This window comes from Enterobacter cloacae complex sp. HYC003_NIDB, assembly GCF_056673375.1.
Genome location: NZ_CP114220.1, coordinates 3,941,780 through 3,957,873 on the forward strand (window position 1 = coordinate 3,941,780; position 16,094 = coordinate 3,957,873).

Genomic DNA, 16,094 nt, shown 5'->3' on the forward strand with positions numbered 1-16,094 from the left:
GCTTGCGTCTTGATTCAGGACACCAGTCCAAGCGCGCGTTTCACCGGGCCAAAGCTGCGCCGATGATGTTCAGTTGCGCCATGTTCAGCCAGCTTTTCCAGATGGAAAGCCGTTGGATATCCCTTGTGCTGGGCGAAACCATACGCGGGATAAGTGAGGTCCAGCGCGGCCATTTCGGCATCGCGCGTCACTTTGGCAATGATTGACGCCGCACTGATTTCTGCGACGCGGCTATCGCCTTTAACAACAGCCATGGAAGGCATCGGCAGCGCCGGGCAACGGTTACCGTCGATCAGCACATACTCAGGCACAATCTTCAGGCCAGCAACGGCACGCTGCATCGCCAGCATGGTGGCGTGCAGAATGTTCAGATCGTCGATCTCATCCGGCTCTGCGCGCCCGAGACTCCAGGCCAGTGCCTTTTCTTTAATTTCATCGAACAGCGCCAGGCGACGCTTTTCACTCAGTTTTTTCGAGTCGTTCAGGCCAACGATCGGGCGGGCTGGATCGAGGATCACCGCCGCGGTCACAACGGCACCCACTAACGGGCCACGACCGACTTCATCCACACCTGCAACGAGGTGGGTATGGGGATAAATAAATTCCATCATTGTGCTAACTCCAGCACCGCATCGGCCGCCTGCTCATCAGCATTACAGCGGATCAGTTGATGCAGTTCACGGAAGGTATCATGCATCTGGTGGCTGGTTTTACCGTTGGCCAGCAGCGGCAGTAATGCATCAGCCAGTGCCTGCGGCTGGCATTCATCCTGCAAGAGCTCTTTCACCAGTTCGCGACCCGCAAGCAGGTTTGGCAGGGATACGTAATCTGTTTTTACCAGACGTTTTGCCAGCCAGAAGGTAAACGGCTTCATGCGATAACCGACCACCATTGGGCATTTTGCCAGCATACACTCCAGCGCAGCCGTGCCGGAAGCCAGTAGTGCGGCATCACTCGCAAACATGGCTTGCCGCCCTTTTCCGTCCAGCAGGCGGACGTGAAGATCCGGGGCGACGTCGGCTTTGATACGCTCAAACTGCTCGCGGCGTTTGGCATTCACCAGCGGCACGACCACTTCAAGATCGGGATAAGTCTTGCGAAGAATTTGCGCCGTTTTCAGGAAATCGGCACTGAGCATTTCAACTTCCGCACCCCGGCTCCCTGGCAGCAGCGCCAGACAGTGCACATCATGCGGGATGCCCAGTTCGTCACGCGCCGCGTTTTTATCCGGATCCAGCGGCATGGCATCCGCCATGGTATGACCGATAAAACGGCACGGGACATTAAATCTGTCGTAAAACGCTTTTTCGAAAGGCAGAAAAGCCAGCACCAGATTAGTGGATCGTCCGATTTTGAAAACGCGTTTCTGTCGCCACGCCCATACGGACGGACTGACGTAATGGATAGTTTTGATCCCCTGCTTTTTCAGGTTCCCTTCAAGGGTAATATTGAAATCAGGCGCATCAATGCCGACAAATACATCGGGCTTAAGGTCGGTAAAGCGGCGGGTAAGGTCGGCGCGAATATGCAGCAGGCGACGCAAGCGCCCCAACACCTCGACGATGCCCATCACAGCCAGCTCTTCCATTTCATACCAGGCTTCACAGCCTTCGGCCTGCATCAGCGGCCCAGCCACGCCCACAAAGCGGGCATTGGGTACACGGGCTTTAAGCGCGCGGATAAGACCTGCACCAAGAATATCGCCGGAGGTTTCTCCGGCGACCAGGGCGATGGTAAGCGGACGACTGTCGACCATTAACGAATCAGACCACGGGTTGAACGTTCAAAGAATTCCATGAACGTTTTCACTTCAGGGTGCTTATTCGCCAGCTCGGCAATTTCCGGCTTAGCCTCTTCCAGCGTTTTACCGCTACGGTACAGCAGTTTGTACGCGTTGCGGATGGCAGTAATCGCTTCGCGACTAAAACCACGACGCTTGAGACCTTCGATGTTCACGCCAAACGGCGTGGCATGGTTGCCCTGCGCAATCACAAACGGTGGGACATCCTGCGCCACACCGGAGCATCCGCCGACCATCACGTGTGCACCAATGATGCAGAACTGATGGACTGCGGTCATGCCGCCAATAATGGCGAAATCATCAACCGATACGTGTCCCGCCAGCGTTGCGTTGTTGGCGAGAATACAGCGGCTACCCACGGTACAGTCGTGCGCAATATGCGCATTAACCATAAACAGGTTGTCGCTGCCCACCTTCGTCAATCCACCGCCTTGCGTTGTACCACGATGAATGGTGACGCTTTCGCGAATGCGGTTACGATCGCCGATTTCCACGCGGGTCGGTTCGCCAGCATACTTGAGATCCTGGTTAACTTCGCCGATGGAGGCGAACTGATAGATCTCATTGTTGCAGCCAATGGTGGTATGACCATTCACGACAACGTGAGATTTCAGTACTGTACCCTCACCAATTTCGACATGGGGTCCAACAATACAAAACGGGCCAATGTGGACATTGGCACCAATGATGGCACCCGTTTCCACAATGGCGGTAGGATGAATAAAGGCGGATTTATCAATCACGTATCAGGCCTCCCGGCTACGCGCACACATCATTGTCGCTTCGCAAACAACTTTGCCGTCAACCATAGCTACGCCTTTGAAGCGAGTCAGGCCGCGACGCGTTTTTTCAAAAGTGACTTCCATGATCATTTGATCACCAGGCACGACCGGACGCTTGAAGCGCGCTTCATCGATACCCGCGAAGTAATAGAGTTCACCCGGTTCCAGTTTACCTACGCTTTTAAACGCCAGAATACCGGTAGCCTGTGCCATCGCTTCCAGGATCAATACACCCGGGAAGATAGGCTTACCAGGGAAGTGCCCCTGGAAGAACGGCTCGTTAACGGAGACATTTTTCACTGCGCGCAGAAAACGACCTTCTTCAAAATCCAGCACACGGTCTACCAGTAAAAACGGATAGCGGTGCGGCAGAAGTTCTAAAATCTCTTCAATATGCAGAGTATGAGTGTCAGTAGTCAAAATACTCTTCCTGTCAAATGTACTAAGTAGCAATAATAACACGGCCTGCCGGTTTATAAACAAAGCCGACAGGCCGGGAAATTTAGCGTTAAACGGATGAACGCTTAGTCTTGTTGATCGATTTTGCGCTCAATCGCTTTGAGTCGCTTGCTCATATCATCAATATTCATCACCAGTGCAGCTGTTTTACGCCAGACCTTGTTCGGTTGCAGCGGAATACCTGAGGAATAAACGCCAGGCTCAGTGATTGGACGCATCACCATACCCATCCCCGTCACCGTGACTTTGTCGCATATTTCCATATGGCCATTGATCACGCTGGCACCGCCAATCATGCAGTAACGGCCAATTTTCAGGCTGCCTGCCATGATAACACCACCCGCAACTGCGGTATTGTCGCCAATCACAACGTTATGTGCAATCTGGCACTGGTTGTCTATGATAACACCGTTACCAATAATGGTGTCGTCAAGCGCACCGCGGTCGATAGTTGTACAAGCGCCGATCTCCACACGATCGCCGATAATCACGCGACCCAGCTGAGGGATCTTAACCCAGTTACCCCGATCGTTGGCGTAACCAAATCCGTCAGAACCAATCACCGTGCTGGACTGAACGAGACAATTCTCGCCAATCTCAACCTCATGGTAGACAGAGACATTGGCCCACAGACGAGTCCCTGCGCCAATTTTCGTATTTTTTCCAACAAAGCAGCCAGGGCCAATCACCACGTTATCACCCAAAACAACGCCGGATTCGATAACGGCGTTTGCGCCGACTGATACGTTGTTACCCAGCTGAGCCGTCGGATCAATCGCAGCACTGGCTGCAATGTTCTGTGCCGGCTGCGGCGTGGTATCAAGAATTTGGGCCATGCGCGCATAGGTCAGGTAGGGATTTTTCACTACCAGTGCAGCGCTAGTGGCAAACGGAAGATCGTCCTGCGTCAGCACAACGGCAGACGCCTGGCACTGGGCCAGGTGTTCACGGTACTTAGGGCTTACCATGAAGGTAATAGTGCCTGCTTTAGCAGATTGCATGGACGCAACAGCGGTGATGACGATATCGCCATCACCGTGTAATTCTGCATCCAACTGCTGAGCTAAATCAGCCAGTCGAATTGAAGGCATTACTTATTTAACCTGTTTCAGAACATCAGCGGTGATGTCTTTAACATCGCTGCTGTTGAATGCAACGGCGTTCGCATCAACAACCAGATCGATGCTCTGATCGGCTGCTACTGCTTTAACGGCAGACTGAATACGCGTCACCAGTTTGCCACGCTCTTCGTTAGAACGACGCTGACGATCCTGCTCGAAAGCCTGTGCTTTCTGAGAGAAGGTCTGGCGCTGAGACATGACGTCTTTTTCCAGTTTGCTGCGCTCGCTCGCTTTCATGGTAGAACCATCACGCTGAAGACGCTGCATCTTGGACTGAAGATCACCTTCCATACGTTGCAGTTCGCTCGCACGGCCTTTGAATTCGTTTTCCAGCGTTGCAGAAACACCGGTTTTCTGTGCAACCTGCTGGAACAAATTACCCATGTTGACGATTGCAATTTTATCCGCTGCCTGAGCAGAAGTTGCCATCGCTAAACCGAGACCTGCAGCTAATAACCACTTTTTCACAATTAACTCCTTACCATCCCATTGGCACCCGAGGGGTACCGTTCTTTGCGTGGCAAGGCGACCGTGTTACCGATCGCCGGTTGTCAGCGCTACACTGCCAACGCATTCCATTGCAGCGGATTATTACCAGGTTTTACCAATGTTAAACTGGAACTGCTCCGCTTTGTCTCCATCGTATTTCTTAAACGGCTGGGCGTAAGAGAAGACCAACGGCCCCAGCGGTGACATCCATTGTAATGCGATACCTGCGGACATGCGAATGTTGCTCGGATCGCTGTAGTCCGGAACCCCCGCCGCACGCATCTGGGCGGTGTTCTCCCAGTTGGTGTCCCACACCGTACCTGCATCCATAAAGAAGGAGGTACGCACGGAGTTCGCATACTTATCACTGATAAACGGCGTAGGCGTGATGAACTCGAGGCTCGCCACGGCCATAGCGTTACCACCTACTGCGTCATCAGAGCTACATACTTGCTTAGGATCACGGCTTGCGCAGTTATCTTCGTCATTACCGCCGTAATAAACCGCTTTCGGACCAATGTTATTGGACTGGAAGCCACGCACGGTGCTTGAACCACCGGCGTAGAAGTTTTCATAGAACGGCAGTTCTTTGCTTCCAATACCGTCACCATAACCCCAACGGGTACGACCCAGAACAACCCACTTGTGATCTTCATCAATTGGGAAGTAGGACGCCGTATCCAGCGTGACCTTGTAGAACTCGTTATCCGAGCCCGGGATAGTCACTTTACCGTTCAGATTGACGCGTGAACCTTCCGTCGGGAAGTAGCCACGGTCAAGACGGTTGTAGGTCCAACCGTAGTTGAAGGTGAAGTCATCCGCGGCGAAACCGTTGTCATCGCTGGACGTACTCGCCGACTGACCGATGGAGTCCAGGTAACGCCACATCGCCACCTGCGGTTGCATGTTGGACAGGTCGTTATGCACGTACCCTAAACCTGCGCGCAAGGTGTTGTATTCGTTAACCGGGAAGCCAAGCGTACCATCCAGACCGTAACTCTTGTTGGTATACGAGGAGAGGTCCGCATCGTCCGCTTTAAAGTCGTTATAGAAGATACGACCGCCCAGGCTTACACCGTCAACGGTGAAGTATGGGTTGGTAACGGAGAACTCAGAGTAGGTCTGGTAGTCGTTTTTCGTCCCGTTGATACCGACAGAGTAGCCCGTACCCAGCCAGTTATCCTGCTGAACACCGACCTGGAAGCTCACGCCACTTTCAGTACCGTAACCAATACCGAAGTTGAAGCTACCGGTATTACGTTCTTTAACTTTATAAACAACATCAACCTGATCCGGACGACCTGGTACACGCTGAGTATCGGTATCGACCGTTTCGAAGTAGCCCAGACGGTTCAGACGCTCTTTACCCTGATCTACCAGATCGCTTCCCAGCCATGCCCCTTCCATCTGGCGCATTTCACGGCGCAGAACGGAGTCTTTAGAGGTATCGTTACCTTCGAAGCGGATCTTACGCACGTAGAAGCGGTTGCCCGCATCAACGTTAACGTGCAGCTTAACGGTTTTATCCGTGTCGTTAATTTCCGGCTGCGTTTGCACACGCGGATACGCATAACCATAACGGCCGAGCAGCTTCTTAATGCTGTCTTCCATTTTGGTGACTTTAGATCCGCTGTACAGATCGCCCGGCTGAATTTTGGTCAGAGATTCAATTTCAGCTGAATGTCCTGCCAGGTTGCCGCTGACTTCAACACCCGAAAGCGTGTACTTATCGCCTTCTGTGATGTTAACGGTAATGTAGATACCTTTCTTGTCCGGAGTCAGACTCACCTGAGTTGAATCGATGTTGAAACGGGCGTAACCGCGATCCAGATAGTAGCTGCGCAGGGTTTCAAGGTCACCCGCCAGTTTCTGTTTCTGGTATTTACGATCGCCTACCACATTCCACCACGGCACTTCGTCACGCAGCTGGAAGTTGGAGATCAGTTCGTCGGTGCTGAACGCGTGGTTACCCACGATGTTGATCTGCTGGATCTTCGCAGAAACACCTTCCTGGAAGACCAGTTTCAGGTCAACACGGTTACGTGGCAGCGGTGTAACAACCGCTTTAACGCTCGCGCTGTATTTACCGACGCTGTAGTAGAAATCTTCCAGACCTTTTTCAATGTCTGCAAGGGTTGTGCGGTCCAGAGATTCCCCCACACGAACACCCGATGCCTCAAGGTTCTGCTTGAGCATGTCATCTTTCACCGATTTGTTACCGGAGAAAGTGATGCTGGCAATCGTTGGACGTTCTTTTACCTGAACCACCAGCGTATCACCATCGCGCAGGACGCGGACATCCTCAAAGTTGCCAGTGGCAAACAGAGCACGGATGGTGTTACTGATATCTTCATCATTAACCGTATCGCCGGGGCGCACAGGCATACTGAGGAGGGCCGCACCAACGGCGACACGCTGAAGGCCTTCGAAATGAATATCTTTCACTACGAACCCGTCAGCACCGTATACGGTCGCGCTGCTAAACAGCAGCGACGCTATGAGCAACTTTTTCATCGCCATCGTTATTATGCGTTCTTCCTAACTAACTCTCTTACAACCGAGAGAAATCATTGAAAAGTGCAAGCCCCATTAACAGCACCAGCAAAATCGAGCCAATGCGATAACTAAAGTCTTGAACTCGCTCGGATACCGGTCCGCCTTTTAGCTTTTCAATCGCTAAAAACAGCAGATGGCCCCCATCTAATACGGGAAGCGGGAACAGGTTGATTATCCCCAGGTTCACGCTAATCAGCGCAAGGAACATGAGATAGTAAATCACCCCGAACTCCGCTGACATCCCAGCCCCCTGAGCAATCGAAATTGGCCCACTGAGGTTGTTCAGTTTCACATCACCGGTTATCAATTTCCCCAACATGTTGACCGTAAGCTTCATCAGCTGCCATGTTTTATCCGTGGCCTCAACGATGGCGCTAAACGGCCCATACTGGCGTATTGTCTTGTACTCATCTGGCAGTGGGATCACTTTCGGCACAACGCCTGCAAACCCTTCCGCCTTACCGCCGCCCGATTTGGTATCCGGGGTGAGAGTCAGTGAGAGCGAACTCCCCTGCCTTTCCACTTCCAGCGCGAGCGGCTTGCCTGGATTATCGCGCACCAGAGTAACAAAGGTCATCCATTGTGTTAATGGCTGACCATCGACTTTAACGATCCTGTCACCCGCTTGTAAACCTGCTTTACTCGCTGCCGATTTGGCCTGTACTTCGGCTAATACCGGCTCGATCTGCGCGCCGCGCGGTCGAATCCCGAGTGCGGCGACAGGGTCCTCTTTGTCTGGCTCAAAGCGCCAGTGGCGTAAATCCAGCACTTTTTCCTGCCGCTGGTCGGAACCAAAAGGTGATACGCTGACGGTTGTCTGCTCATCACCAATTTTGGCAACCAGTTGTAACCTCACGGCATCCCAATCAGGGGTTTCGATACCATCAATCGCTTTAAGTTCCATTCCCGGTGTAATTTGCGCCGTTGCCGCAATAGAACCCGTAGTGATTTCGCCCACGACCGGGCGCACGCCAGGCACACCGATGATAAACACCAGCCAGTAAGCGAAGATAGCGAAGATGAAATTGGCTACCGGGCCGGCAGCGATGATGGCAGCACGTTGTCCAACAGTTTTATTGTTAAACGCGCTATGGCGAAGTTCCGGGGCGACAGGCTCAACGCGTTCGTCGAGCATTTTGACATAGCCGCCCAGGGGAATCAGAGCAATGACAAACTCGGTGCCATGCTTATCGGTGCGCTTCCAGAGCGATTTGCCAAAGCCAATCGAGAATCGCTCCACCCGCACACCACAGCGCCGGGCAACCCAGAAATGGCCAAATTCATGCACGGTAATCAGTACACCCAGTGCAACAATGAACGCCGCCAGATTCCAGAGAATGCTCAGCATAAAACCTTCCGTTATATCGTCCCAAACACCAGTAAAAGCAGGCAAGCAAATACGGGAACAGCCGCGGTAAGGCTGTCAATGCGATCCAGTATTCCGCCATGTCCTGGAATCAGGTGACCACTGTCCTTAATCCCTGCTTCACGCTTAAACATACTCTCGGTTAAATCACCCAGCACCGATGCCAGCGCCGCGAAAATCGAACATACCAGCAGCGTCGAGGGGGCAACCTCAAGATTCGCCCAGACGCCATAGCCCCAGGAGATAATCGCTGCCGTAAACAGGCCGCCGATGAAGCCTTGCCAGGTTTTGCCCGGAGAAACCTTTGGCGCCAGTTTATGTTTGCCGAACAGTTTACCAAACATATAGGCCCCGGAGTCAGCCCCCCAGACGAGAATCATCACATAAAGCAGCCATATCGCGCCGCTGTAGTGGTTTTCGTCATAGTGCCAGGCGCGCAACGCAACCATCCCCCAGAAAAACGGAACAATCGTGAGCAGACCAAAAATAAGGCGCAACACTTTAGAGTTACGCCAGATCGCCGCAGAGCCCGGATAGAAAAGCACTAAAACAAGCGCAGCAATCCACCAGGCCAGCGATATCCATAAGGATCCGGCAACCAGCGGCTGGTGAACATCATGATGATATTCAGGCAAGGTATACAGCATCAGGGCCAGTAAAAAACCACAGAGTACCGCCAGCCATACCCGCTGAGTGCGCGAGGTAAAGCCGCTAAGCTGCCCCCATTCCCACGCGGCGAGCATACACACCACCAGCGTAACAATAGCGAATCCCACCGGAGGCAGTAAAAACAGCGCTGCGATGACGACGGGTATTAATACAAAAGCGGAAATCAGGCGATACTTCAGCAAAAGCTACCCCCATCAGGCGTTATCGCCACCAGGCTCGGTGCCGCCGAAACGACGCTCTCGATTGGCAAAGGCATGCAGCGCACCTTCAAAGTCTTGTTCATCAAAATCTGGCCAAAGAACATCCGTAAAGTAAAGTTCGGCGTAGGCAATTTGCCACAGCAAAAAGTTACTTATGCGATGTTCCCCCCCTGTCCTTATAACCAAATCCACGGGTGCCAGTTCATTCATGCAGATTTGCTGACTCAGCGCCTCTTCATCAATCTGGTCGGGTCTTAACAGCCCTTCCTGAACCTGCTCAGCCAAATGCCGAACCCCCTGGATAATATCCCAGCGTCCGCCGTAATTCGCCGCGATATTGAGCGTCAGGCCGGTATTATTTTCCGTCAGCGCTTCTGCTTTGCGAATCCGTTCCTGCAAACGTGAGTTAAAACGACTGGTTTCGCCAATAATACGCAAGCGGACGTTGTGGCGGTGCAGGCTTTTTACTTCACTATCGAGCGCCCACACGAACAGTTCCATCAACGCAGTCACTTCCTGCGCAGGTCGATTCCAGTTCTCACTGCTAAAAGCATAGAGCGTTAACGCATCAATGCCGTTATTGGCGGCAAAAGAGACGGCGCGGCGAACAGATTTCGCCCCAGCTTTATGCCCAAAGGCTCGTATCTTCCCTTGTCTTTTCGCCCAGCGGCCATTGCCATCCATGATGATTGCAACATGGCGACAGCCATGTGCTGGCAAGTTTTCGCTTATTGGTTGATTCGCAGACAACATAACGCGTTTTTAGTCCCTGAAAGGATTTAACGGTACACAGGAATACTGAAGCCTATACATAAAAAAGCCGTGTCAAACCACGGCTTACCTGACCACTTAAAGCCAAATACCTGCGATCAGGTGGCGCAGACTATATCACTGAAGCCCAACGCTAACAAATAGCACGACGACTAGTGCTTGCTTTATCACCAGCTTGCGAGACGTGTCACCTGTTTACGCGCAACAATGCGTGCCTGTTCATCCACGGCCAGCACCTCTTCCACGCTCTGCGGCTCACGCAAATCCATTATCTCCAGCACGGATAAATTCAACGCGGCGATGTCAGTAAAGCGGATCTGCTGATTCAGGAATGCTTCAACGGTCACTTCATTGGCTGCATTAAGCGCCGTTGTCGCCGCCTGCCCCTGATCGAAGGCCGTCATCGCCAGTTTCAGACAGGGATAACGGTCGTAATCAGGCTCGCTAAACGTCAGTGAACTCAGCTTACAAAAATCGAGAGGTTTAACGCCCGATTTAACGCGGTTTGGCCACGCCATCGTATGAGCAATAGGCGTACGCATATCCGGTTCGCCCAGCTGGGCCAGCACGCTGCCGTCCTGATAGCGCACCATCGAGTGAATCACCGACTGCGGGTGGATCAGCACTTCCATCTGTTTCGCCGACGCATTGAACAGCCAGCGAGCTTCAATGTATTCCAGACCTTTGTTCATCATGGTGGCCGAATCGACGGAGATCTTACGCCCCATTGACCAGTTCGGATGACGGCACGCCTGATCCGGCGTCATTGCGCTCAATTCAGACAGTGGCGTTTCACGGAACGGGCCACCAGACCCGGTAAGCAGAATCGACACAACGCCATTCTGCTCCAGGTCAGCGTACCCCAGGTTTTGTTGAAAAGGTTGAGGCAAACTCTGAAAAATCGCGTTGTGCTCGCTATCGACCGGCAAAAGACGCGCCCCACGCTGTTTTACCGCCTCCATAAAGAGGCGTCCACAGGTGACCAGCGACTCTTTGTTCGCAAGCAGGACATCTTTCCCCGCATCAATAGCGGCAAGCGTCGGCAGAAGACCCGCCGCCCCGACGATTGCCGCCATGACCTGATCAACTTCATCAAGCGCGGCCATATCGCACGCCGCCTGTTGCCCGCTGAGCACCTCGGTACGGCAGCCCTTCTCCTGCAACAGCGCTTTCACCTGGCGGGCGCTCTCTTCATCATCCATCACCGCAAAACGGGGGGTAAACTCCAGGCACTGTTCGACCATTCGCTGCACGTTTTTTCCGGCCACAAGCGCGGCTACGGTGTAGCTGTCAGGATTATGACGTACAACGTCGAGAGTGCTGCAACCGATAGAGCCGGTCGAGCCGAGGAGAGTGAGATGCTTCATGAGATGCCCAAAAGTTAGACCAGATAAAAGCAAAACGCCGCCAGCAAGACCCAATGTCCTTCTGAACGGCGTTTATCAGTGTACAGCGAAAATCAGAACTGCATCAGTTCCGCTTCTTTTTCTGCCAGCGCCGCATCAATTTTCTTGATGGCCGCGTCGGTCATTTTCTGAATGTCGTCCTGAGAACGACGATCGTCATCTTCACTGATCTCTTTTTCTTTCAGCAGGGCTTTCACTTTATCGTTCGCATCGCGACGCACGTTACGCACGGAAACACGACCCTGCTCAGCTTCGCCACGCACTACTTTGATCAGGTCTTTACGACGCTCTTCCGTCAGAGGAGGCAGTGGAACGCGAATATCCGCGCCGGCTGAGCTTGGGTTCAGACCCAGGTCAGATGCCATGATTGCTTTTTCAACGGCCGGGCTCATTGAGCGGTCGAACACGTTGATTTTCAGGGTACGGGTATCTTCTACCGTCACGCTCGCCAGCTGACGCAGAGGCGTTGGCGTACCGTAATATTCTACGATGATGCCATCCAGCAGGCTTGGGGAAGCACGGCCAGTACGGATTTTGCTGATTTGGTTTTTGAACGCTTCTACGCATTTTTCCATGCGTACTTCAGCATCTTTTCTGATGTCGTTAATCACGTTACGGATCCTTGAAAACTTGTCTCAGGCAGACTATCCGCCAGCACAGCGCTACAGGTGTGCTAAGTATAGTCGCGTTTAATTCATGACAACGCCAAAGGCGCGCCCGGGTAAGATACCACGTCGAAATAAAGCGGAATCTTACCTGTATTTATCGCCGACGGAAATTATTCCGTGATCAAAGTGCCTTCTTTTTCGCCCATAACAACGCGACGCAGCGCGCCTGGCTTGTTCATGTTGAAGACACGGATCGGTAGTTTGTGGTCACGAGCCAGCGTAAAGGCGGCAAGATCCATCACTTTCAGCTCTTTTTCCAGCACTTCGCTGTAGGTCAGCTGATCGTACATGGTCGCTGAAGGATCTTTTGCCGGGTCGGCAGTAAACACGCCATCTACTTTGGTCGCTTTCAGCACCACATCGGCTTCGATTTCGATACCGCGCAGGCAGGCTGCGGAATCGGTGGTAAAGAACGGATTACCCGTACCGGCGGAGAGGATCACCACGCGGTTGTTGCGCAGCAGGCTGATGGCCTCTGCCCAGCTGTAGTTATCGCATACGCCATTCAAAGGAATAGCGGACATCAGGCGAGCGTTCACATAGGCGCGATGAAGCGCATCACGCATCGCCAGGCCATTCATCACGGTTGCCAGCATACCCATGTGGTCGCCCACTACGCGGTTCATCCCCGCTTTCGCCAGACCAGCACCACGGAAAAGGTTGCCACCGCCAATGACCACGCCAACCTGAATACCCAGTTCGACCAGTTCTTTGATTTCCTGTGCCATGCGATCAAGGATGCTTGCGTCAATACCGAAGCCTTCCGATCCTTGCAGCGCTTCGCCACTCAGCTTAAGCAGAATGCGTTTGTACACGGGTTTTGCATTGGTAGCCATGTTTCTTTCCTGAGACTGTCAACGATTAAGATGGGGTTAATTCTGGCGACATGATATGTCGCAAATCAGCACAGCGATACTGGAGCCTGTCTGATTTCGTGAGACGGGTGACAAAAAGAAGCCGCCCTCAGGCGGCTCCTTTTCAATCATTAAGACTGCTTGGACATTGCAGCAACTTCTGCTGCGAAGTCAGTCTCAACTTTCTCGATGCCTTCGCCCACTTCGAAGCGGATGAAGCCAGTTACATCAGCGTTGTGCTCTTTCAGCAGCTGAGCAACAGACTTGCTTGGATCCATTACGAAAGGCTGGCCAGTCAGAGAAACTTCGCCGGTGAATTTCTTCATGCGGCCTTCAACCATTTTCTCTGCGATTTCTTTTGGCTTACCAGACTGCATCGCGATGTCCAGCTGAACCTGGTACTCTTTCTCTACCACTTCAGCAGACACGTCTTCTGGCTTAACGAATTCTGGTTTGCTTGCAGCGATGTGCATTGCCAGCTGTTTAACCAGCTCTTCGTCAGCGCCTTTAGCCGCAACCAGAACACCGATACGCGCGCCGTGCTGGTAAGAGCCCAGAACATCGCCTTCCAGGGAAGAAACGCGACGGATGTTGATGTTCTCACCGATTTTAGCAACCAGCGCTACACGCTCTTCTTCGAACTGTGCTTTCAGAACTTCAACGTCAGTGATTTTGCCTGCAACCGCTGCGTCCAGAACTTTGTTAGCAAATGCCTGGAAACCAGCATCTTTAGCAACGAAGTCAGTCTGGCAGTTAACTTCCAGAATGATGCCGTAGTTGCCGTCGATTTTGGTGATGATCACGCCGTCAGCAGCAACGTTGCCTGCTTTCTTAGCTGCTTTGATCGCACCGGATTTACGCATGTTTTCGATTGCCAGCTCGATGTCGCCGTTCGCTTCGGTCAGCGCTTTTTTGCAATCCATCATGCCTGCGCCAGTACGCTCACGCAGCTCTTTTACCAGGGATGCGGTAATTTCAGCCATTCTTAAATCCTCGGGAGATGTGAACTGCCCGGCCGGGAGCCAAACAGTATAAATTGAAAAAAGGGGCCGATAATGGGCCCCTATTCATACACGGTACTAATAAGGGGTAAAACCTTATTATTCAGCTTCTACGAAGCTTTCTTCCGCCTGAGAAGCCAGATCCTGGGAACGGCCTTCACGAACGGTAGCAGCTACAGCGCTCAGGTACAGGCTAACAGCACGGATTGCGTCGTCGTTACCCGGGATAACGAAGTCAACACCGTCCGGATCGGAGTTGGTATCAACGATAGCGAATACCGGGATACCCAGGTTGTTAGCTTCTTTGATTGCGATGTGCTCGTGGTCTGCATCGATTACGAACAGCGCGTCTGGCAGGCCGCCCATATCTTTGATACCGCCCAGGCTGTTTTCCAGCTTGTCCAGTTCACGAGTACGCATCAGCGCTTCTTTCTTAGTCAGCTTATCGAAAGTACCGTCCTGAGACTGGGTTTCCAGATCTTTCAGGCGCTTGATGGACTGACGAACAGTTTTCCAGTTGGTCAGCATGCCGCCCAACCAGCGATGGTTCACGAAGAACTGGTCGCAGCTGTTAGCAGCATCTTTCACAGCTTCGCTTGCAGCGCGCTTAGTACCAACGAACAGAATCTTACCTTTACGGGAAGAGATCTTGTTCAGCTCAGCCAGGGCTTCGTTGAACATTGGTACAGTCTTCTCAAGGTTGATGATGTGAACTTTGTTACGTGCGCCGAAGATGAAAGGCTTCATTTTCGGGTTCCAGTAACGGGTCTGGTGACCGAAGTGAACACCAGCCTTGAGCATGTCGCGCATGGAAACAGTTGCCATGTTTAAAACCTCTATATTGAAAGTTGGGGTTATGCCTCCACGTATCCCATATTACCGACCCCGAAGGGCACCCCGGAATATGTGCCGATACGTGTGTGTTGTTACACAAAGTGAGATTTGTCGCTCCCGTCCAGCCTGTGTATCTGAGATGGATCGGAAGTCCGGCGCGCTTTATATCACAAAACACGGCCAGAAACCAATAATTGTTGGCGGAGTGTGCTGTTAATGATTCTCAATTTGGCACGGGGTGCGCCTGACTGATACCATTGACAACACTTACACTAGTATTGTCGAAAAAATCGACACCGATGGACAGATTACATGGCTATCTCTATTAAGACACCTGAAGAAATTGAAAAGATGCGCGTCGCCGGTCGTCTGGCCGCGGACGTGCTGGAAATGATCGAGCCGTTTGTGAAACCGGGCGTCAGCACTGGCGAACTGGATCGCATCTGTAACGACTATATCGTCAACGAGCAGCACGCGGTCTCCGCCTGCCTTGGCTATCACGGTTTCCCGAAATCCGTCTGCATCTCTATTAATGAAGTGGTTTGCCACGGCATTCCGGACAACGAAAAACTGCTGAAAGATGGCGACATCGTCAACATCGACGTGACCGTGATTAAAGACGAGTACCACGGCGACACCTCTAAGATGTTCATCGTTGGCAAGCCGACGATTCTGGGCGAGCGTCTGTGCAAAGTGACGCAAGAGAGCCTCTACCTGGCGCTGAAAATGGTGAAGCCGGGCATCCGCCTGCGCACCATCGGTGCCGCAATCCAGAAATTTGTGGAAGCGGAAGGTTTCTCCGTGGTGCGCGAATATTGCGGTCACGGTATTGGTCGTGTGTTCCATGAAGAACCGCAGGTTCTGCACTACGATGCAGACGACGGTGGCGTAGTGCTGCAAAAGGGCATGACCTTCACTATCGAACCAATGGTCAACGCGGGTGATTACCGCATCCGTACCATGAAAGATGGCTGGACGGTAAAAACCAAAGACAGAAGCTTGTCTGCCCAGTACGAGCATACTATTGTGGTTACAGACAACGGCTGCGAAATTATGACGTTGCGCAAGGATGACACCATCCCGGCGATACTGACGAACATTGAGTGATAAGAAGCCG

General features: G+C 52.5%; 16 protein-coding genes. 1 reads left to right on the plus strand and 15 read right to left on the minus strand.

Going from position 1 to position 16,094, the window contains the following annotated elements; genetic code table 11:
* Positions 1 to 14 precede the first annotated feature (14 nt).
* The 15 genes from rnhB to rpsB form a co-directional block, all read right to left on the minus strand.
* Positions 15 to 611 carry a ribonuclease HII gene (gene rnhB / locus O1722_RS18950; protein ID WP_015572727.1) on the minus strand — a complete coding sequence of 199 codons (597 nt, stop codon included), beginning with the start codon at positions 609 to 611 and terminating at the stop codon, positions 15 to 17.
* The gene (lpxB, locus tag O1722_RS18955; RefSeq protein WP_003856161.1) at positions 608 to 1,756 is read right to left on the minus strand and encodes a lipid-A-disaccharide synthase; all 1,149 of its coding nucleotides are present in this window, start codon (positions 1,754 to 1,756) and stop codon (positions 608 to 610) included. The genes rnhB and lpxB overlap by 4 nt, the downstream gene beginning before the upstream one ends.
* Entirely contained in the window at positions 1,756 to 2,544 is a 789-nt protein-coding gene (lpxA, locus tag O1722_RS18960) for an acyl-ACP--UDP-N-acetylglucosamine O-acyltransferase (RefSeq protein ID WP_003856164.1), read from the minus strand. The genes lpxB and lpxA overlap by 1 nt, the downstream gene beginning before the upstream one ends.
* Positions 2,545 to 2,547: 3 nt before the next feature.
* On the minus strand, positions 2,548 to 3,003 hold the full coding sequence (gene fabZ, locus O1722_RS18965; RefSeq protein WP_003856165.1) for a 3-hydroxyacyl-ACP dehydratase FabZ: 456 nt from the start codon (positions 3,001 to 3,003) through the stop codon (positions 2,548 to 2,550).
* A gap of 104 nt (positions 3,004 to 3,107) precedes the next feature.
* Positions 3,108 to 4,133 carry a UDP-3-O-(3-hydroxymyristoyl)glucosamine N-acyltransferase gene (gene lpxD, locus O1722_RS18970; protein WP_003856168.1) on the minus strand — a complete coding sequence of 342 codons (1,026 nt, stop codon included), beginning with the start codon at positions 4,131 to 4,133 and terminating at the stop codon, positions 3,108 to 3,110.
* A gap of 3 nt (positions 4,134 to 4,136) precedes the next feature.
* Entirely contained in the window at positions 4,137 to 4,631 is a 495-nt protein-coding gene (gene skp / locus O1722_RS18975) for a molecular chaperone Skp (protein WP_006810039.1), read from the minus strand.
* A 123-nt stretch (positions 4,632 to 4,754) separates the two neighbouring features.
* Positions 4,755 to 7,172 carry an outer membrane protein assembly factor BamA gene (bamA, locus tag O1722_RS18980; protein WP_003856172.1) on the minus strand — a complete coding sequence of 806 codons (2,418 nt, stop codon included), beginning with the start codon at positions 7,170 to 7,172 and terminating at the stop codon, positions 4,755 to 4,757.
* A 31-nt stretch (positions 7,173 to 7,203) separates the two neighbouring features.
* On the minus strand, positions 7,204 to 8,556 hold the full coding sequence (gene rseP, locus O1722_RS18985; RefSeq protein WP_023303108.1) for a sigma E protease regulator RseP: 1,353 nt from the start codon (positions 8,554 to 8,556) through the stop codon (positions 7,204 to 7,206).
* A gap of 11 nt (positions 8,557 to 8,567) precedes the next feature.
* Positions 8,568 to 9,425 (minus strand): phosphatidate cytidylyltransferase, encoded by an 858-nt coding sequence (gene cdsA, locus O1722_RS18990; RefSeq protein ID WP_003856175.1) that lies wholly within the window; start codon positions 9,423 to 9,425, stop codon positions 8,568 to 8,570.
* A gap of 12 nt (positions 9,426 to 9,437) precedes the next feature.
* Positions 9,438 to 10,196: a (2E,6E)-farnesyl-diphosphate-specific ditrans,polycis-undecaprenyl-diphosphate synthase gene (gene ispU, locus O1722_RS18995; protein ID WP_003856176.1), complete on the minus strand. Its 759-nt coding sequence runs from the start codon at positions 10,194 to 10,196 to the stop codon at positions 9,438 to 9,440.
* A gap of 185 nt (positions 10,197 to 10,381) precedes the next feature.
* Entirely contained in the window at positions 10,382 to 11,581 is a 1,200-nt protein-coding gene (gene ispC, locus O1722_RS19000; RefSeq protein ID WP_015572723.1) for a 1-deoxy-D-xylulose-5-phosphate reductoisomerase, read from the minus strand.
* A gap of 92 nt (positions 11,582 to 11,673) precedes the next feature.
* Positions 11,674 to 12,231 (minus strand): ribosome recycling factor, encoded by a 558-nt coding sequence (gene frr / locus O1722_RS19005; RefSeq protein WP_017383739.1) that lies wholly within the window; start codon positions 12,229 to 12,231, stop codon positions 11,674 to 11,676.
* 167 nt (positions 12,232 to 12,398) lie between these two features.
* Positions 12,399 to 13,124: a UMP kinase gene (pyrH, locus tag O1722_RS19010; protein WP_002889306.1), complete on the minus strand. Its 726-nt coding sequence runs from the start codon at positions 13,122 to 13,124 to the stop codon at positions 12,399 to 12,401.
* 149 nt (positions 13,125 to 13,273) lie between these two features.
* Positions 13,274 to 14,125, minus strand: coding sequence for a translation elongation factor Ts (gene tsf, locus O1722_RS19015; RefSeq protein WP_015572722.1), 852 nt, complete (start codon positions 14,123 to 14,125; stop codon positions 13,274 to 13,276).
* A gap of 117 nt (positions 14,126 to 14,242) precedes the next feature.
* Positions 14,243 to 14,968: a 30S ribosomal protein S2 gene (rpsB, locus tag O1722_RS19020; RefSeq protein WP_003856207.1), complete on the minus strand. Its 726-nt coding sequence runs from the start codon at positions 14,966 to 14,968 to the stop codon at positions 14,243 to 14,245.
* Between the two features lie 321 nt (positions 14,969 to 15,289).
* Between rpsB and map the strand changes: the two genes are divergently transcribed.
* A complete protein-coding gene (gene map, locus O1722_RS19025) occupies positions 15,290 to 16,084 on the plus strand; it encodes a type I methionyl aminopeptidase (RefSeq protein ID WP_032652626.1) in 795 nt (264 codons plus the stop codon).
* The last annotated feature ends 10 nt before the right edge of the window (positions 16,085 to 16,094 follow it).